We start from the raw sequence: 18,100 nt of genomic DNA on the forward strand, positions 1-18,100 counted from the left end.
GTTCAGCCACTGAGTTGTGAGGCGCTGGGCACCTTGTCCACGACGTTCGCACCGGCGCTCCGGCCGGCGTCCTTCACGCTGTTGATGACGCTCTCGAAGGCGCCGACGTCCGCGGCGCCCGCCTCGCCCTTCCGGAGCTTGGTCCCGAGGTCCTTGAGCGACTCGATCCCCGCGGAGAGCGGCGCGACGGCCTTCGAGAGCAGCGGGTCGCCCTTGGCGTTGTTCACCGCCGCCTTGAGCCGGTTGTACGTGAACGCGCCCGCGAGGCCCGCCTTCACCAGGGCGAGGGTCCGGCCGTCGGCGCCCTTCTTGAACGTGCCCGCGCGGTACGGCTTCACGATCCACTGGTACGTGGCGCCCGCGGCCAGACCGGCGTTGGCCACGAACCGCGTCTTCGCCAGCTTCTGCTGCTCGAAGCTCGCGGAGGCCGTGGGGGTCGCGGCGGCGCTCGCGCTCGAGTCGTCGTCCTTGCAGGCGGCGGTGGTCAGGAGCAGGGCGCAGGACATCAGCAGCGCCACGACTCCGCGCGAGACTCTTCCGGACACGACGGGGACCTCCCTGACGACAGTGCCGCCAGCCTCACCCGGGCCCGCCGCGCCCGCCACCCGGACGACTCCGTACGGGGCCCCCGCCGGGCCCCTCCCGGGGCTACGTCCCGCAGCAGTCCGGTTCGAGACCCGTGGGGAGCCGTTCGCCGCCGAAGACGGCGACGGTCGCCTCCTCGCCGCCCAGGGCCGCGACCGCGAGGAGGAGGGAGCCGGCGGTCCAGCTGGTCTGCTCCTCGGGCCACATGGCCTTGTCGCTCTCGGTGGCGCCCTCGAAGACGTACCCCGTCCAGTACATGCCGTTCCCGGCGCGCAGGTGCTGGATGTCCTGGAGGATCGTGAGGGCCCGGTCGGACTCCCCCGTCGCCCAGAGGGCGAGGGCGAGTTCGCAGCTCTCGCCGCCCGTGACCCACGGGTTGGGGACGACGCAGCGGACGCCGAGGCCGGGGACGACGAAGTCGTCCCAGCGGGCCGCGATCCGGGCGGTCGCCTCGGGGCCGGTGACGGCGCCGCCCAGGACCGGGTAGTACCAGTCCATCGAGTAGCGGGACTTGTCGAGGAAGCGCTCGGGGTGCCGGCGGATCGCGTGGCCCAGGGCTCCGGCGGCCAGCTCCCAGTCGGGCTGCGCCTCCTCGCGGGCCTCGGCGACGGCGAGGGCGCAGCGCAGCGCCTGGTAGATGGAGGAACTGCCGGTGAGCAGCGCGTCGTTGACGGCCTCGCCGCTGTCCTCGCGCTTCCAGCCGATCTGGCCGCCGGGCTGCTGGAGTCCGAGGACGAACTCGACGGCGGCGTAGACGACGGGCCACATCCGGTCGAGGAAGGCGTCGTCGCCGGTGGAGAGGTAGTGGTGCCAGACGCCGACCGCGATGTACGCGACGAAGTTGGACTCGCGGCTCCGGTCGGTCACCTGCTCCGGGTCGCCGTCGTGGTAGGCCGCGTACCAGGAGCCGTCGGCGTTCTGGTGCCGGGCGAGCCACTCGTAGGCGCGCGTGGCGGCCTCGTGCTCGCCGGCCGCGTCCAGGGCCATGGCGGCCTCGGTGTGGTCCCACGGGTCGAGGTGGTGGCCGCGGAACCAGGGGATGGCGCCGTCCTCGCGCTGCACGGCGAGTATCCCTGCCACGGTCTCGGCGGCCTGCTCGGCGGTGAGCACCCCGGGCAGGACGAGGTGCTCCGCGATCCGCTCGGGAAACGTCACTTGGCGTCGACCTTCGGAAGGTGGGGCTTGGTCGCGTACGCCACGAAGCTCTTGCCGACGACCGGGTTGAGCAGCTGCTCGGCGACCCGGGTCAGAGCGGGCTTCTTCATGATGTCCCAGACGAGGAGCTTGTGGTACGCGCGGACCGGCAGCGCCTTGTCGTTGTCGACGCCGAAGGCGCACTTCAGCCACCAGTACGGCGAGTGCAGCGCGTGCGCGTGGTGGGTGCCGTACGGCTTGAGGCCGGCCTGCCGGATCTTGGCGAGCAGCTCGTCGGCCTTGTAGATGCGGATGTGGCCGCCCTCGACCTCGTGGTACGCGTCGGAGAGCGCCCAGCAGACCTTCTCGGGGCCGTACCGGGGCACGGTGATCGCGATCCGGCCGCCCGGCTTGAGGACGCGGACCATCTCGGCGAGCACGCCCTTGTCGTCCGGGATGTGCTCCATGACCTCGGAGATGATGACGACGTCGAAGGACTCGTCGGGGAAGGGCAGGTTGAGCGCGTCGCCCTCCATCGCGGTGGCCGTCGCGCCGGCGGGGGCCTCCCCGGCCTCCTTCATGGCCGCGAACCACTTGGCGACCTCGCGGATCTCCTCGCCGTTCTGGTCGAGGGCCACGACCTGGGCGCCGCGCCGGTAGCACTCGAAGGCATGCCGGCCCGCACCACAGCCCAGATCGAGCACGCGGTCGCCGGGGGCGAGCGGGAAGCGAGTGAAGTCGACGGTCAGCACGAGGTCTGCCTTTCGGAGTTGACGGAGGGTTGGGGGCGGGTGCCGCCGCCGGGTCGTGGGCAGGCGTGCCGCGGGGCGGAACGGGCGGGCACCACCCGTCCACCGGGTCGTGCCCGGTACACCGGGCGGGTCCTCACCGGCGGACTCCGGCTCCCTGACGGGCCACGGCCTCGCGGTACAGCTCGGCCGTCCCCTGCGCGGCACGCGCCCACGTGAACCGGTCCAGCACGCGCGCGCGGCCCGCGGCGCCGAGCCGCGCCCGCAGCTCGGGGTCGCCGAGCACCCGTCCCAGAGCCGCGGCCAGCGCCCCGGCGTCGCCCGGGGGCACCGCCAGGCACGTCTCCCCGTCGGCCCCGGCGACCTCGGGAATCGCCCCACCGGTCGTCGCGACGAGCGCCGTCCCGGTGGCCATCGCCTCGGCCGCGGGCAGTGAGAACCCCTCGTACAGGGACGGCACGCAGGAGACCTGCGCCGACCGCACGAGGTCGACGAGCTCCGCGTCGCTGATGCCCTTGACGAACTCGACGGCGCCGTCGAGCCCGTACCGCTCGATGGCCTGGGCGACCGGGCCGTCCTCGGCGCGCCTGCCGACGACGACGAGGTGCGCGCCGGGGTTCTCGGTACGGAGCTTGGCGAGCGCCTCGATCAGGTGGATCAGGCCCTTGAGGGGGACGTCGGCGCTGGAGGTGGTGACGATCCGGCCGGGGACCTCGGCGACGGACGGGTCCGGGGACCAGAGGTCGGTGTCGGCGCCGATGTGGACGACCTTGATGCGGTCCTCGCGGACGCCGAGGTGCTCGACGATCTCCTGGCGGGAGGTGCCGGAGACGGTCAGCACGGACGGCAGCCTGCGGGCGACCTTCTTCTGCATGCCGGTGAACGCGTACCAGCGGCGGACGGAGACCCGGCGCTTCCAGTCGGCGGCGGCGTCGAGTTCGAGCTGCCGGTCGACGGTGATGGGGTGGTGGATCGTGGTGACCAGGGGCGCGCCGATCGCGCGGGGGCCGCCGAGGAGTCCGTAGCCGAGGGTCTGGTTGTCGTGGACGACGTCGAAGTCGCCGCGGCGGGCGGCGAGCATGCGCCGGGCCCGCAGGGAGAAGGTGAGCGGCTCGGGGAAGCCGCCGGTCCACATGGTGGCGACCTCGAGGGCGTCGATCCAGTCCCGGTACTCCTCGCGCTTCGGGGTCCGGAAGGGGTCCGGCGAGCGGTAGAGGTCGAGGCTGGCGATCTCGGTGAGCGGCACGCCCTCGTCGAGCGTCGGGTACGGCTGGGAGCCGATGACCTCGACGGTGTGACCCAGGCGGGTGAGTTCGCGGGAGAGGTGCCGGACGTAGACGCCCTGACCGCCGCAGAACGGGTTCCCCTTGTACGTGAGAAGAGCGATCCGCAACATGGGGGTCCCCCCTGTTCGAGCGGAGCCGAGAGCTCGGGGGATGTCACCGGCCGCGGTGACGCCCTGCCGGGGGCTTGCCTCTGTGGCCTCAGCGGTCATGCGCGACCCCCTTCGAGCGTGCGTTTCGCCGGAGCGTAACCGCTCGCGCTAATCTAGAACAAGTTTCAGACTTGAACGTCCGCCTGATCAAGGAGGACAGAATCTACCGGCAGGTAGCTCCGTGGTGAGAGCCGGAACGGGTGATTCGCGCCACGGCGGCCGCACCGCCATACTGTCGCTCCCCACCGCACGGAACGGGACCTCATGACCGCAGACAACAGAGCGGACCACAGACCCGCGTCGCCGCCCCTCACGGAGCGCCAGGAGGCGCGCCGCCGCCGCATCCTGAACGCCAGCGCCCAGCTCGCGGCCAGGGGCGGCTTCGACGCCGTGCAGATGCGGGAGGTCGCCGAGGCGGCGGGGGTCGCCCTCGGCACCCTCTACCGCTACTTCCCCTCCAAGATCCACCTGCTGGTGGCGACCATGCAGGACCAGCTCCAGCACATGCACACCACGCTGCGGAAGCGGCCGCCCGCCGGCGCGGACCCGGCGGAGCGCGTCGCCGAGACCCTGATGCGCGCCTTCCGGGCGCTCCAGCGGGAACCGCAGCTGGCCGACGCGATGGTGCGGGCGCTGACCTTCGCGGACCGCAGCGTGAGCCCCGAGGTCGACACGGTCTCCCGGCTGACGACCGCGATCATCCTGGACGCGATGGGGGCGGAGCACCCGACGCCGAGCCAGCTCTCCGCGGTCCGGGTGATCGAGCACACCTGGCACTCGGCGCTGATCACCTGGCTGTCCGGGCGCGCCTCGATCGCACAGGTGAAGATCGACATCGAGACGGTCTGCCGGCTGATAGGCCTGACGGCGCCGGAGCCGACGCCGAAGACGACGGCCTGAGCGGCACCGCCCGCCCCCGGCCACGCCGCCCGCACCCCCGGCGGGGACGCGAGCGGCCCCGTCAGGAGGGCAGCGCGGACGCCGCCTCGGTCAGGACTTCGTGTGCTTGGCGTTCTCCGCCTTCAGGACCGCCTCGCACTCCGGGCCGGCGTCGGTGGCCACGAACATCACCAGCTTGAGCGGGCCCCCGGAGTGGTTGCTGGCCTGGAGCATCCAGGTGCCGTTCGTCAGGGACTTGACCTGCGAGCCCATCTGGTCGACCGAGTTCCCCTCCTTCCAGCCGCCGCCGGTCAGGGTGGCGACCGTGTCCGCGTAGGACTTCTTGGGGTCGGTGGCCTTCTCGCCGTCGGCCGTCCAGGAGACCATGCAGTCCTTCAGCGCCGGCGGCACGGCCTCGCCCGAGGCGTCCCGCGTGAAGCCGGCCCCGGTCGCGGCGTCGCCGATCGCCTTCTCGACCGCGGCCGCGTCCAGCTTCTCCTCGCTCGAACCGCCCGCGCCGGAGCCGCCCGTCGTGGCCGAACCGGCCGAGGACGAGCCGCCCTTGTCCGTACCGCCCTCGCTGCCACAGCCCGCGACGAGCAGCACCACACCGGCGGCCGCGGCCGCCCACATCGCCTTGCGCACAACACTCCCAAATCCGCGCGCACGAAGGCCCCTTGCCCCCGTGACCAAGGGCCTAGTTTTGCACGTGGGAACGGCAGGGCGGCGCGAACCGGGCTGCGGTCAGTCGTCCTCCGGCGGGAACACCGGCTCTCCGCCGTCCGCCAGGGTGATCAGGATGGCCTCCACCGGGCAGCCCTCCGCCGCCGCGAGGAGGCGTTCGCCCGCGTCCGTCTCCGGTTCACGCGGATGGGACTGGCGGGCCGCGTCCAACCGGAAGCCGTCCGGGGCGTGGTTGACGCACATGCCGGAGCCGATGCAGACGCTCCGGTCGACCTCGACGTGCCAGCGGTCACCCATCACGCGTCCCCGTATCCGGCCGGCAGGTGGATCATCTTGTGCTCCAGGTACTCGCCGAAGCCCTCGGGGCCGAACTCCCGCCCCAGGCCCGAGTTCTTGTAGCCGCCGAAGGGGCCGAGCATGTCGAGGCTGAAGGTGTTGACGTTGAAGGTGCCGGTGCGCACGCCCCGCGCGAAGTCGATGCCGTGCTCCACGTCCCCGGTCCAGACGCTGCCGCTGAGCCCGAAGTCGGAGTCGTTCGCGATCCGCAGCGCCTCGGCCTCGTCCCCGTACGGCAGGAGGCAGATGACGGGGCCGAAGATCTCCTCGCGGGCGATCCGCATGGAGTTGTCGACGTCGCCGAAGAGGGTCGGCTCGACGTACCAGCCCCGGTCGAGGCCGTCCGGGCGGCCGCCACCGGTGAGGAGCTTGGCGCCCTCCGCCTGGCCGAGGCCGATGTAGTCGAGGGAGCGCTGCTGCTGGCGCCGGGCGACGAGCGGGCCGACCTGGGTGGCCGGATCGAGCGGGTCGCCGACGACGAGCGCGCCGGCCGCCGCCGCGAGGGCCTCGGCGATCTCCTCGTACCCCGCGCGGGGCGCGAGGATGCGGGTCTGGGCCACGCACGCCTGCCCGTTGTTCATCCAGGCGGCCGGGACGATCCCGGCGACGGCGGTCGCCAGGTCCGCGTCGGGCAGGATCACGGCGGCCGACTTGCCGCCCAGTTCGAGGGTGACGCGGGTGAGGTTGCGGGAGGCGACCTCCATGACCCGCTTGCCCGCGGCGACCGAGCCGGTGAAGGAGACCTTGTCGACACCGGGGTGGCCGACGAGGTACTCGCTGACCTCACGGCCCGCCGGCAGGATGCTCAGCACCCCCTCGGGCAGCCCGGCCTCGGCGGCGATCTCACCGAGGATGTACGCGTCGAGGGGCGTCTCCGGCGAGGGCTTGAGGATCACCGTGCAGCCGGCGAGCAGCGCGGGCCCCAGCTTGGCGGCGGCGGTGAACTGCGGCACGTTCCAAGGGACTACGGCCGCGACGACACCGACCGGTTCACGCCGCACGAGCAGCGGCCCGAGGACGCCACCGCGCCGCTCCTCGTACGGGAAGTCCCGCGCGACGGTGATCGCCGCGTCCCAGACCATCATGGCGCCGAGCGCCTGGGCGAGGACGGACCAGGAGTACGGGGAGCCGTTCTGCGCGCTGATGGAGCGGGCGATCTCCTCGTACCGCGCGGCGATCGCGTCCTTGACGCGGGTGACGACGGCGATCCGCTCCTCGACCGTCATCCGGGGCCAGGGCCCTTCGTCGAAGGCCCGGCGGGCGGCGGCCACGGCCCGGTCGACGTCGGCCTCGGAGGCGTGCGGGACGCGGCCGATGACCTGCTCGGTGTGCGGGGAGATCACCTCGATGAGCCCGCTTCCGAGCGGATCGGTCAACTCCCCGCCGATGAACAGCTTTCCGTGCTGCACAAGCTCGGTCATGACCGCTGCCTCCCGAGGCGAAGGAATTGCCCTGAGTTCCTGACGATGCTTCAGAACTGATACCAGTTCTAGTTATGGTGGGCAATGGTCGTACCGGTGCGCAGAGACGAGGACGCTCATGACTCAGGTGACCGAGCACGGCGGTGGCGTCTGGTCCCTGCGGGTGCCCATCCCGGACAATCCGCTGGGCCACACCCTGGTCCACGTCCTCGACACCGGCCGCGGTCCGGTCCTCGTCGACACCGGCTGGGACGACCCGGCCTCCTGGGCCGAACTCACCGCGGGGCTCACCGCCTTGGGCCTCTCGGCGCGGGAGATCCACGGGGTCGTCATCACCCACCACCACCCCGACCACCACGGCCTCTCGGGCCGGGTCCGCGAGGAGTCCGGGGCGTGGATCGCCATGCACGCCGCCGACACGGCCGTCGTCCGCCGCACCCGCGAGGCCGAACCGGGCACCTGGTTCGACTACCTCGCCCGCAAACTCACCACCGTCGGCGCCCCCGAGGACCACATCGCCCCGCTGCGGGCCGCCCGCTCCTCCGGCCGGACGCGGACCCTGCCCGGCCTGCGCGCCGCCCTCCCCGACCGGGAGATCGTCCCCGGCGAACTCCTCGACCTGGCGGGGCGGCGGCTGCGCGCGATCTGGACCCCCGGCCACACCCCCGGGCACGTCTGCCTGCACCTGGAGGAGGAGCACCCCTCCCGGCTGCCCGGCCACGGCCGGCTCTTCTCCGGCGACCACCTGCTGCCGGAGATCTCCCCGCACATCGGCCTGTACGAGGACCCCGACGACTCCCCCGAGCTCTCCACTCCGTTCGAGCAGGGCCACCCATCCGCCACCGACCCCCTCGGCGACTACCTCGACTCCCTCGAACGCGTCGGCCGGCTCGGGGTCGCCGAGGTCCTCCCCGCCCACCAGTACGCCTTCACCGACGCCGCCGGCCGGGTCCGCGAGCTCCTCGACCACCACGAGGAGCGCCTCACCGGCCTCCTCGGCCTCCTCGCCACCCCGCTCACGCCCTGGCAGCTCGCCGAGCGCATGGAGTGGAACCGTCCCTGGGAGCAGATCCCGTACGGCTCCCGCAACATCGCCGTCAGCGAGGCCGAGGCGCACGTCCGCCGCCTGGTGAAGCTCGGCCGCGCGGAACCGGTGGCGGGCACGGACCCGGTCACGTACGTCGCGGTATGAGGGCCCGGCTCGGGCCTCGAAGAGGCGGATGAGGGACATGCCCAGGACCAGCGGGGAGGCGCCGCCGCCGAGTACCGGCACCGGGATCGCCACCCACCGCCCGCGAGGAAGGCGGCCATCGGCATGGCACAGCGGTCCGGTTCCCAGCAGCGGGTCGGCGGACCCGCTTCCGCGCCCGGTGTGAGGCGCCTCCCACCCCGGGGCGGCGGGTGTACGGCCGGTAGAGTGAGCGGGTCGTCATCATGCCCGTACGGGGGGAAGCCGGGGGAAATCCGGCACTGACCCTTCCCCAGGCTCTGCTTCGGGGACGTGACCGCCGGCACCGTCGAGGAATACGGAGCCGGAGCCTGGTGCCCCCGTGGCGCGCCGGTGCCCGGCCGCAGGAGAGGGCCCCATGAACACCGTCCGCCGCGGCGCCGCCGCGCTCGCCGCCGCCGCATCCGTGCTCGGCACCGGAGCAGCCGGGGCGGCCTCCGCCGCACCGTCGCCGACGCCCTCCGCCGTCTCCCTCCCGCCCGGCCTGTACGGCACGAAGGACCCGACGTACGACGGTGTCTGGCGCCAGTCGCTCGCCTTCCTCGCCCAGCGCGCCACCGGCTACCAGCCCGCCGACCAGGCCGTGGACTGGCTGCTCGGCCAGCAGTGCGCCGACGGGTCCTTCGCCTCGTACCGCGCGGACGTGTCGAAGCCCTGTGACGCGAAGACGACGCGGGACACGAACGCCACCGCCGTCGCCGTCCAGGCGCTCCGCGCCGTGCGCCACCAGGCCGCCGCCCCGGAGAAGATCGACACGGCCGTGAAGGCGGGCTCCGGCTGGCTGCGGACCGTGCAGAACAAGGACGGCGGCTGGGGCTACGGCGCCGGCGGCGCGAGCGACGCGAACTCCACCTCGGTCGTCGTCGGCGCGCTCGCCGCGATCGGCGAGCGGCCCGGTACGTACACCTCCGCCGAGGGCCGCTCCCCGTACGACGCGCTCCTCGGCTTCGCCCTGCCCTGCTCGGACGAGGGGGGCGCCGGAGCGTTCGCGTACCAGCCGGACAAGACCGGCAAGCTCCTCGCCAACGCCGACGCCACCGCGGCGGCCACCCTCGCCGGGCTCGGCAAGAGCGTCATCGCCACCAAGGCCTCCCCCGAGCAGCCGCCGGTCTGCACCGACCTGTCGAAGCCGACCGTCGAGCGGGCCGCGCTGAACGGCGCCTCCTACCTGGCGAAGGCCCTCGCGAAGACCGGCCACCTCACCCTGCCGCCGATGCCGGGCGCAACCGACACCACCGAGCAGCCCGACATCGGCAACACCGCCGACGCCGTCGTCGCGCTCGGCGCCTCCGGTGCCGCCAAGGAGGCCGAGCCGGCCCTGACGTGGCTGGAGAAGAACTCCGCCGCGTGGGCGAAGGAGGGCGGCCCGGCCGCCTACGCGCAGCTGATCCTGGCGGCCCGCGCGACGGAGACCGATCCCCGCGAGTTCGGGACGGCGGACCTGGTGGAACAGCTCAACGCCACCGGCCCCGCGCCCAAGACCCCGGACACCTCCGCCACCTCCACCACCGACGACGAGGACTCCGGCTTCGACCTCTGGTGGATCATCGGCATCGGCACGGTCGTCGGCGTCGGCATCGGCTTCCTCGTGAGCGGCCGCAAGAAGTGATCCGGGGGGTGCGGCTCGCGGGCGCCGCGACGGGGGCGCTCCTGACCGTGACGGCGGTCGCGGCGGCTCCGGCGCAGGCGGCCGGCTACCGCTACTGGTCGTTCTGGGAGAGCGACGGCGGAAAGCCCTGGACGTACGCCACGCAGGGCCCGGCGACGGCCCGGCCCGCCGACGGCGACTCCCTCGGCTTCCGCTTCGCGGTCAGCGACGGCACGGACGACACCTCCCTGCCCTCCGTCGTCCCGGACTTCCCGGGAGTCTGCGGGGGTGTGGAGAAGAAGGACGGCACCAAGCGGGTCGCGGTCGTCGTCGACTTCGGCGGCCCCGCGGACGCGCCGCACGGGGAGACACCGCCGGAGAAGCCGGTCAAGGTCGGCTGCGCGGAGGTCCGCGAGGACGCGACGGGCGCGGAGGCGCTGGCCGCGGTGGCGAAGCCGCTGCGGTACGACAGCGCGGCCATGCTGTGCGGGATCGCCGGTTACCCGGCACGGGGCTGCGGAGAGCAGGTGGAGGCCGGCGAGTCGGGCGTCGCGGGGAAGACCCCGGCGCCGACGGCTTCGGCGGCTTCCCGGGGATCCGACGGCGGCGGCCCGTCCTTCGGCGTGCTCGCGGGCGGGGCGGCCGTTCTGGCCCTCGGTGGAGCGGCGATCTGGAAGGCCCGCCGGCGCGGATGAGTACGGCCCGTAGCGTGTTGACGGCTCCCGAGGCGAGCCGGGCCAACGCCCTCCACGCGGGTGCGTGGTGGCTGTGGGCGCTCGGCCTGGCCGTCGCCGCCTCCCGGACCACGAATCCGCTGCTGCTCGGGCTGCTCGTCGGGGTGGCGGGTTACGTGGTGGCGGCCCGCCGCACGGACGCGCCGTGGGCCCGCTCGTACGGCGCGTTCGTGAAGCTCGGCCTGTTCGTGGTCGCCCTGCGGGTCGTCTTCTCGCTCCTCCTCGGCTCCCCCCTTCCCGGTGAGCATGCGCTGTTCACCCTGCCGGAGGTGCCGCTGCCCGAGTGGGTGCAGGGGGTGCGGATCGGGGGCCGGGTGACGGCCGAGCAGCTGGTGTTCGCGCTGTACGACGGCGCGAAGCTGGCGACCCTGCTGATCTGCGTGGGCGCCGCGAACGCGCTGGCCAACCCGGCGCGGCTGCTGAAGTCGCTGCCGGGGGCGCTGTACGAGGCCGGGGTGGCCGTCGTCGTGGCGATGACCTTCGCGCCGAACATGGTCGCCGACGTGGTCCGGCTGCGGACCGCCCGCCGGCTGCGGGGGCGGCCCACGGGCGGGGTGCGGGCGGTGCTCCAGATCGGCCTGCCGGTCCTGGAAGGAGCCCTGGAGCGATCGATCGCGGTCGCCGCGTCGATGGACGCGCGGGGCTACGGCCGGACGGCCCGGGTCCCCGCCTCCGTACGGCGCACCACGAACGTCCTGACCCTGGGCGGGCTCCTCGGCGTGTGCGCCGGCTCGTACGGGCTGCTCGCGGCGGAGGGCGCGGGGTACGGGCTTCCGCTGCTCGGCGCCGGGCTGCTCGCGGCGATGGCCGGGCTCCGGCTCGGCGGGCGCCGGACGGTCCGTACGCGCTACCGGCCCGACCGCTGGGGTACGCGCGCGTGGCTGGTGGCGGGCTCCGGGGTGGCGGCCGCGGTCCTGATGATCTGGGCGAACGCGTACGCCCCGGAGGCGCTGCACCCCGGTGTCGTCCCGCTGGAGGCGCCGGAGCTGCCGCTGTGGCCGGCGGTGTCGGTCCTGGTGGGCCTGATCCCGGCGTTCGTGGCGCCCGTACCGAAGGAGAACCCGTGATCCGCTTCGAGAACGTCTCGGTGAGGTACGAGGAGAACGCCGGGCCGACCCTGCGGAACGTGGACCTCACGATCCCGGAGGGCGAGCTGGTGCTGCTCGTGGGCCCGTCGGGCGTCGGCAAGTCGACCCTCCTGGGCGCGGTGTCGGGCCTCGTCCCCCACTTCACGGGCGGCACCCTGACCGGGCGGGTGACGGTCGACGGCCGCGACACCCGCACGCATCCGCCGCGCGAGCTCGCGGACCTCGTGGGCACGGTGGGGCAGGACCCGTCCGCGCACTTCGTGACGGACACGGTCGAGGACGAGCTCGCGTACGGCATGGAGTCCCTGGGGCTGGCGCCCGGTGTCATGCGGCGCCGCGTCGAGGAGACCCTCGACCTGCTGGGCCTCGCGGAGCTGCGCGACCGTCCGATCGCGACGCTCTCCGGCGGCCAGCGCCAGCGGGTCGCGATCGGCTCCGTCCTGACCCCGCACCCCAAGGTCCTCGTCCTCGACGAGCCGACCTCCGCGCTCGACCCGTCGGCGGCGGAGGACGTCCTCGCGGTCCTCCAGCGCCTGGTCCACGACCTGGGGACGACGGTCCTCCTGGCGGAACACCGCCTGGAGCGGGTCGTCCAGTACGCGGACCAGGTCCTCCTCCTGCCGGAGGCGGTGATGGGCCCCCCGGCCGAGATCATGGCGGTGTCACCGGTGCACCCGCCGGTGGTGTCCCTGGGCCGTCTGGCGGGCTGGGATCCGCTGCCGCTGACGGTACGGGACGCGAGGCGGCGGGCGGGTGAGCTGAAGGCGAGGCTGGAGGGCCGGTTCGCGACCCCGGCCCCGCCGGCGTCCGAGGTGCGGGAGGCCGATTCAGCCCCGTCGGCGCCTGAGGCGCGGGAGGCCACATCAGCCCCGCCGGCGTTTGAGGCGCGGGAGGCCGATTCAGCCCCGTCGGCGCCTGAGGCGCGGGAGGCCACATCAGCCCCGCCGGCGTTTGAGGCGCGGGGGTCCGGGGGCGGAGCCCCCGTGTCCGGGCAAGGAGGCGATCCAGTCCGTTCGGCACGTGCCGGCCGGGGTCCGGGGCAGAGCCCCGGTTTCGGGAAGGGGCGGGTTGGGGGCTTCTCCCTGCTCCGACGACGCCGCACCCAGACCCAGACCCCCGCCACCCCCGCCCCCACCCCCACCCCCCTGGTCCTCGTCGACCGCCTCGCCGTCCGCCGCGGCCGCGTCGAGGCGCTCCGCCGCGTCGACCTGGCCGTCACCCCCGGCGAGACCGTCGCCCTCATGGGCCGCAACGGCGCCGGCAAGTCCACCCTCCTCTCCACCCTCGTGGGCATGATCGAGCCGACCTCCGGCACCGTCCGGGTCGCGGGCCGGGTCCCGCACGCCACCGACCCCCGCGAGCTGATCCGCCAGGTCGGCCTGGTCCCGCAGGAGCCGCGCGACCTGCTGTACGCGGACACCGTCGCCGCCGAGTGCGCGGCGGCGGACGCGGACGCGGGCGCGAAGCCCGGGACCTGCCGGGCGCTGGTGGAGGAGCTGCTGCCGGGGGTGGCGGACGGCACGCACCCCCGCGACCTCTCCGAGGGCCAGCGGCTCGCGCTCGCCCTGGCCGTCGTCCTGACCGGCCGCCCGCCCCTGCTCCTGCTGGACGAGCCGACCCGCGGCCTGGACTACGCGGCCAAGGCCCGACTGGTGGCCCATCTGCGCGCGCTCGCGGCGGACGGGCACGCGATCGTGCTGGCCACGCACGACGTGGAGCTGGCGGCGGAGCTGGCGCACCGGGTGGTGATCGTCGCGGACGGCGAGGTGGTCGCGGACGGCCCGACGGCCGAGGTCGTGGTGTCCTCGCCCGCGTTCTCGCCGCAGGTGGCGAAGATCCTGGCCCCGCAGCCGTGGCTCACGGTGGAGCAGGTGGAGGCGGCCCTGTGAAGACGACCCGCCCCGTCCGCCTCGGCCCCCGCTCGGTCGCGGCGCTGGTCCTGGTCTCCCTCGTCGGGGTCCTCGCCTTCTGCTGGCCCCTCTTCGCGGACGCCGGCTCCGCCGTGACCTCGCATGCGGGGGACGCGCCGTGGCTGTTCGCTGCGCTGCTGCCGCTCCTGGTCGCGGTGGTGGTGGCGACGATCGCGGACTGCGGGATGGACGCGAAGGCGGTGGCGATGCTGGGCGTGCTCGCCGCGGTGGGCGCCGCGCTGCGCCCCCTGGGGGCCGGGACGGCCGGTCTGGAGCCGATGTTCTTCCTGATGGTGCTGAGCGGCCGGGTCCTCGGGCCGGGCTTCGGCTTCGTCCTGGGGTCGGTGACGATGTTCGCGTCGGCGCTGCTCACGGGCGGGGTGGGCCCGTGGATGCCGTTCCAGATGCTGTCGATGGGCTGGTTCACGATGGGCGCGGGGCTGCTTCCGGGCCCGGACCGGCTGCGGGGGCGGGCCGAGCTGCTGTTGCTGTCCGCGTACGGATTCGTGGCGGCGTTCGCGTACGGCACGGTCATGAATCTGCAGGGCTGGGTCCTGATCCTGGCCCCGAACAGCGGGGCGGCCTTCCAGCCGGGCGCCCCACTCCACGAGAACCTGGTCCGTTTCCTCGCCTACGTCCTGGCCACGTCGCTCGGCTGGGACCTCGGCCGCGCCGCCCTCACGGTCGTTCTGACCCTCACCGTCGGCGGCCCGCTCCTGAGGGCGCTCCGGCGGGCCACGCGGCGGGCGAACTTCGAGGCCCAGGTCACATTCGAGGCCCCGGAAGGGCCCTCCCCGGGTGAGGCGCCCCACAGGACCTACGTCACGTACGAATCGGAATAGTAGACCGGCAGGACGGTACAAATCCCCCCACAAGGGTCCATGACCTGCGGAAATATGGCACACCCGGCACGGTCCTCCGACCCCCCGGGTCCGAACCTCCCTCGTACAGGGGGTCGTTGCATCGGCGTTCCGGCCCTGCTTGTCTGGTGGACGTCGCCAGGCAGCCGGTGCTCATCGCAGCGCCTCGGACGGCCGGTTCCCCCCAGCTCCCGGGTCTCCCGGGCTCTGGTTCCGGCTTGCCGAAAACGCCTGGCGCGCCCCTTGTCCCCGACGTTAGGTCGATACCTTGATCCGCTCGCTCACCACTCGTGTCTCTGCCCGCAACAAGAAGATCGCCGCCTCCGCAGCCGTGCTGCTGGGTGCGTCGGGTGCGGTGCTGGGCACGACGGGCTCGGCTTCGGCCGCCAGCCCGCAGGAGCTCGCTCGTCAGATCGTCCCCGCCTCGCAGTACGCCTCGTTCAGCAAGATCGTCGAGCACGAGTCGCACTGGAACCACACCGCGACCAACTCGTCCAGCGGCGCCTACGGCCTGGTCCAGGCCCTGCCGGCCTCGAAGATGGCCACGGCCGGTTCCGACTGGAAGACCAACCCGGCCACCCAGATCAAGTGGGGCCTCAACTACATGAACGAGCGCTACGGCTCCCCGAACGCCGCCTGGGCGTTCTGGCAGGCCAACGGCTGGTACTGAGACACCACTGCCGCACCGCGCACCCGCAAGGCCCCGCCCTCCTCACGGAGGGGCGGGGCCTGCGGCGTTTGCGCGGCGGCGGGCCCGGTCAGAGCCGCTGGATGATCGTCCCGGTCGCGAGCGCCCCGCCCGCGCACATCGTGATGAGGGCGAACTCCTTGTCGGCGCGTTCCAGCTCGTGCAGGGCGGTGGTGATGAGCCGGGCGCCGGTGGCGCCGACGGGGTGACCGAGGGCGATGGCGCCGCCGTTGACGTTGACCTTGGTGAGCCCGTCCAGGTCCCGCTCGAATTCCTGCGCCCAGCTGAGCACGACCGAGGCGAAGGCCTCGTTGATCTCGACGAGGTCGATGTCCCTGAGGCTCATCCCGGCCTTGCCGAGGACGGCCCGCGTCGCGTCGATCGGCCCGTCGAGGTGGTAGTGCGGGTCGGCGCCGACGAGGGCCTGGGCGACGATCCGGGCGCGGGGGCGGAGCTTGAGGGCGCGGGCCATGCGCTTGGAGGCCCACATGAGGGCGGAGGCGCCGTCGGAGATCTGGGAGGAGTTCCCGGCGGTGTGGACCGCGGTGGGCATGACGGGCTTGAGGCGGGCCAGGCCCTCCATGGTGGTGTCGCGCAGGCCCTCGTCGCGGTCGACGAGCCGCCACATGCCCTGCCCGGCGGCCTGCTCGGCCTCGGTGGTGGGGACCTGGACGGCGAAGGTCTCGCGCTTGAAGCGCTCCTCGGCCCAGGCGGTCGCGGCCCGCTCCTGGGAGAGCAGGCCGAGGGAGTCGACGCGCTCGCGGGTGAGCCCGCGGCGGCGGGCGATGCGCTCGGCGGCCTCGAACTGGTTGGGCAGGTCGACGTTCCACTCGTCGGGGAACGGCTTGCCCGGGCCGTGCTTGGAGCCGGAGCCGAGCGGGACGCGGGACATGGCCTCGACGCCGCAGGAGATCCCGATGTCGATGACGCCGGCCGCGACCATGTTGGCGACCATGTGACTGGCCTGCTGCGAGGAGCCGCACTGGCAGTCGACGGTGGTGGCGGCCGTCTCGTACGGCAGGCCCATGGTGAGCCAGGCGGTGCGAGCCGGGTTCATGGACTGCTCGCCGGCGTGGGTGACCGTACCGCCGACGATCTGTTCGACGCAGTCGGCGTGGATGCCGGTGCGGCCGAGGAGTTCGCGGTAGGTCTCGCCCAGGAGGTAGGCGGGGTGGAGGTTGGCGAGTGCGCCTCCACGCTTGCCGATGGGGGTGCGTACGGCTTCGACGATGACGGGTTCCGCGGCCATGAGCTCGTCCTCTCCTCGACCGACCGGGATGTCCCGGCACCCCGGTCGGTCGGCGTCACGGGGAACTAGTACGCGTTCTAGTTCTGAGTGCAGTCTTATGACTGCTACCGCCGGTACGCAAGGGTCCGGGACGCAACAGTTCCCGCTCCGCCCCTTGCTACCTGTAGAACTCGTTACTAACTTTCCCGACGACTTCTGATGGACCATCAGATATGGAGAGTGCTGCCGATGGCCTGCCCCCACCTCCCCGAAGGACGGCTCCCCTCGGGGCACCTCCCCGAAGGGCTCCCCGGTCTCCCCGAGGGGTTCGACGCCACCGACCCCGACCTGCTCCGCGACCGCGTCCCCTTCCCGGAGTTCGCCCGGCTGCGGCAGGCCGCGCCCGTGTGGTGGTGCCCCCAGCCCGCCGGCGTCACCGGCTTCGGGGACGCCGGGTACTGGGCGGTCACGCGCCACGCGGACGTCAAGTACGTCTCCACCCACCCCGAACTGTTCTCCTCGAACGAGAACACCGCCGTCATCCGCTTCAACGAGCACATCACGCGGGACCAGATCGAGGTCCAGAAGCTGATCATGCTCAACATGGACCCGCCCGAGCACACCCGGGTCCGCCAGATCGTCCAGCGCGGCTTCACCCCGCGCGCGATCCGGAGCCTGGAGAGGGCCCTGCGCGAGCGCGCGCACGCCATCGTCGACGAGGCGAAGCGCGGCGCGGACGCCGACGGCACCTTCGACTTCGTCACCCGGGTCGCCGTCGAACTCCCCCTCCAGGCCATCGCCGAACTCATCGGCGTCCCCCAGGAGGACCGCACCCGGATCTTCGACTGGTCGAACAAGATGGTCGCGTACGACGACCCCGAGTACGCCATCACCGAGGAGATCGGCGCCGAGGCCGCCATGGAACTCATCGGCTACTCGATGAACATGGCCGCCGCCCGCAAGGAGTGCCCCGCCCAGGACATCGTGTCGCAGCTCGTCGCGGCCGAGGGCCAGGGCAACCTCTCCTCCGACGAGTTCGGCTTCTTCGTGCTGCTGCTCGCCGTCGCCGGGAACGAGACCACCCGCAACGCCATCAGCCACGGCATGCACGCCTTCCTCACCCACCCCGACCAGTGGGAACTCTTCAAGCGCGAGCGGCCCGCGACCACCGCCGAGGAGATCGTGCGCTGGGCGACCCCGGTCGTCTCCTTCCAGCGGACCGCGTCCCAGGACACCGAACTCGGCGGACAGAAGATCCGCAAGGGCGACCGGGTCGGTCTCTTCTACTCCTCCGCCAACAACGACCCCGAGGTCTTCACCGAGCCCGAACGCTTCGACATCACCCGCGACCCCAACCCCCACCTCGGCTTCGGCGGCGGCGGACCCCACTTCTGCCTCGGCAAGTCCCTCGCGATCAAGGAGATCGAACTGATCTTCAACGCGATCGCCGACGCCCTGCCCGACCTCACCCTCGCCGGCGAACCACGCCGGCTGCGGGCCGCCTGGCTGAACGGGGTGAAGGAACTCCGGGTCCGGACCTCCGCCTGACCCGT

The 18,100-nt window shown here is 73.1% G+C and carries 17 protein-coding genes; 9 read left to right on the plus strand and 8 right to left on the minus strand.

What is annotated here, in order from left to right; translation table 11 throughout:
• Positions 1-2: 2 nt before the first annotated feature.
• The 4 genes from ACZ51I_RS02550 to ACZ51I_RS02565 all read right to left on the minus strand — a co-directional run bounded on the left by ACZ51I_RS02550 (position 3) and on the right by ACZ51I_RS02565 (position 3,963).
• The gene (locus ACZ51I_RS02550; RefSeq protein WP_468871675.1) at positions 3-506 is read right to left on the minus strand and encodes a hypothetical protein; all 504 of its coding nucleotides are present in this window, start codon (positions 504-506) and stop codon (positions 3-5) included.
• Between the two features lie 142 nt (positions 507-648).
• Positions 649-1,740, minus strand: a complete 1,092-nt coding sequence (locus ACZ51I_RS02555) for a prenyltransferase (RefSeq protein WP_468871006.1) — start codon at positions 1,738-1,740, stop codon at positions 649-651.
• On the minus strand, positions 1,737-2,471 hold the full coding sequence (locus tag ACZ51I_RS02560) for a class I SAM-dependent methyltransferase (protein ID WP_468871007.1): 735 nt from the start codon (positions 2,469-2,471) through the stop codon (positions 1,737-1,739). The genes ACZ51I_RS02555 and ACZ51I_RS02560 overlap by 4 nt, the downstream gene beginning before the upstream one ends.
• A 133-nt stretch (positions 2,472-2,604) precedes the next feature.
• Positions 2,605-3,963, minus strand: coding sequence for a glycosyltransferase family 4 protein (locus tag ACZ51I_RS02565; RefSeq protein WP_468871008.1), 1,359 nt, complete (start codon positions 3,961-3,963; stop codon positions 2,605-2,607).
• Between the two features lie 204 nt (positions 3,964-4,167).
• On the opposite strand from ACZ51I_RS02565, the gene ACZ51I_RS02570 reads away from it, so the two are divergent.
• Positions 4,168-4,803, plus strand: coding sequence for a TetR family transcriptional regulator (locus ACZ51I_RS02570; RefSeq protein WP_468871009.1), 636 nt, complete (start codon positions 4,168-4,170; stop codon positions 4,801-4,803).
• 90 nt (positions 4,804-4,893) lie between these two features.
• Here ACZ51I_RS02570 and ACZ51I_RS02575 read toward each other — a convergent pair whose 3' ends face one another.
• From ACZ51I_RS02575 to ACZ51I_RS02585, 3 genes are all read right to left on the minus strand, one after another.
• A complete protein-coding gene (locus tag ACZ51I_RS02575) occupies positions 4,894-5,427 on the minus strand; it encodes a hypothetical protein (RefSeq protein WP_468871010.1) in 534 nt (177 codons plus the stop codon).
• A gap of 99 nt (positions 5,428-5,526) precedes the next feature.
• Entirely contained in the window at positions 5,527-5,763 is a 237-nt protein-coding gene (locus ACZ51I_RS02580) for a ferredoxin (protein ID WP_468871011.1), read from the minus strand.
• On the minus strand, positions 5,763-7,223 hold the full coding sequence (locus ACZ51I_RS02585; protein ID WP_468871012.1) for an aldehyde dehydrogenase: 1,461 nt from the start codon (positions 7,221-7,223) through the stop codon (positions 5,763-5,765). Before ACZ51I_RS02585 ends, ACZ51I_RS02580 begins: the two co-directional genes overlap by 1 nt.
• 118 nt (positions 7,224-7,341) lie before the next feature.
• On the opposite strand from ACZ51I_RS02585, the gene ACZ51I_RS02590 reads away from it, so the two are divergent.
• From ACZ51I_RS02590 to ACZ51I_RS02620, 7 genes are all read left to right on the plus strand, one after another.
• Positions 7,342-8,415 (plus strand): MBL fold metallo-hydrolase, encoded by a 1,074-nt coding sequence (locus tag ACZ51I_RS02590; protein WP_468871013.1) that lies wholly within the window; start codon positions 7,342-7,344, stop codon positions 8,413-8,415.
• A 394-nt stretch (positions 8,416-8,809) separates the two neighbouring features.
• Positions 8,810-10,060 (plus strand): prenyltransferase/squalene oxidase repeat-containing protein, encoded by a 1,251-nt coding sequence (locus ACZ51I_RS02595; protein ID WP_468871014.1) that lies wholly within the window; start codon positions 8,810-8,812, stop codon positions 10,058-10,060.
• Positions 10,060-10,734, plus strand: coding sequence for an SCO2322 family protein (locus ACZ51I_RS02600; RefSeq protein ID WP_468871676.1), 675 nt, complete (start codon positions 10,060-10,062; stop codon positions 10,732-10,734). The genes ACZ51I_RS02595 and ACZ51I_RS02600 overlap by 1 nt, the downstream gene beginning before the upstream one ends.
• Positions 10,731-11,840: an energy-coupling factor transporter transmembrane component T gene (locus ACZ51I_RS02605; protein WP_468871015.1), complete on the plus strand. Its 1,110-nt coding sequence runs from the start codon at positions 10,731-10,733 to the stop codon at positions 11,838-11,840. The genes ACZ51I_RS02600 and ACZ51I_RS02605 overlap by 4 nt, the downstream gene beginning before the upstream one ends.
• On the plus strand, positions 11,837-13,750 hold the full coding sequence (locus tag ACZ51I_RS02610; RefSeq protein ID WP_468871017.1) for an ABC transporter ATP-binding protein: 1,914 nt from the start codon (positions 11,837-11,839) through the stop codon (positions 13,748-13,750). The genes ACZ51I_RS02605 and ACZ51I_RS02610 overlap by 4 nt, the downstream gene beginning before the upstream one ends.
• A complete protein-coding gene (locus ACZ51I_RS02615; protein ID WP_468871018.1) occupies positions 13,747-14,613 on the plus strand; it encodes an ECF transporter S component in 867 nt (288 codons plus the stop codon). The genes ACZ51I_RS02610 and ACZ51I_RS02615 overlap by 4 nt, the downstream gene beginning before the upstream one ends.
• 286 nt (positions 14,614-14,899) lie before the next feature.
• Positions 14,900-15,301 (plus strand): aggregation-promoting factor C-terminal-like domain-containing protein, encoded by a 402-nt coding sequence (locus ACZ51I_RS02620; RefSeq protein WP_468871019.1) that lies wholly within the window; start codon positions 14,900-14,902, stop codon positions 15,299-15,301.
• A gap of 88 nt (positions 15,302-15,389) precedes the next feature.
• Here the strand turns inward: ACZ51I_RS02620 and ACZ51I_RS02625 are convergent, their stop codons facing one another.
• Positions 15,390-16,568 carry a steroid 3-ketoacyl-CoA thiolase gene (locus ACZ51I_RS02625; protein WP_468871021.1) on the minus strand — a complete coding sequence of 393 codons (1,179 nt, stop codon included), beginning with the start codon at positions 16,566-16,568 and terminating at the stop codon, positions 15,390-15,392.
• A 228-nt stretch (positions 16,569-16,796) separates the two neighbouring features.
• Here ACZ51I_RS02625 and ACZ51I_RS02630 point away from each other — a divergent pair, with 228 nt between their 5' ends.
• Positions 16,797-18,095 carry a cytochrome P450 gene (locus ACZ51I_RS02630; RefSeq protein ID WP_468871677.1) on the plus strand — a complete coding sequence of 433 codons (1,299 nt, stop codon included), beginning with the start codon at positions 16,797-16,799 and terminating at the stop codon, positions 18,093-18,095.
• The last annotated feature ends 5 nt before the right edge of the window (positions 18,096-18,100 follow it).

The organism is Streptomyces sp. NPDC034084 (assembly GCF_055575535.1).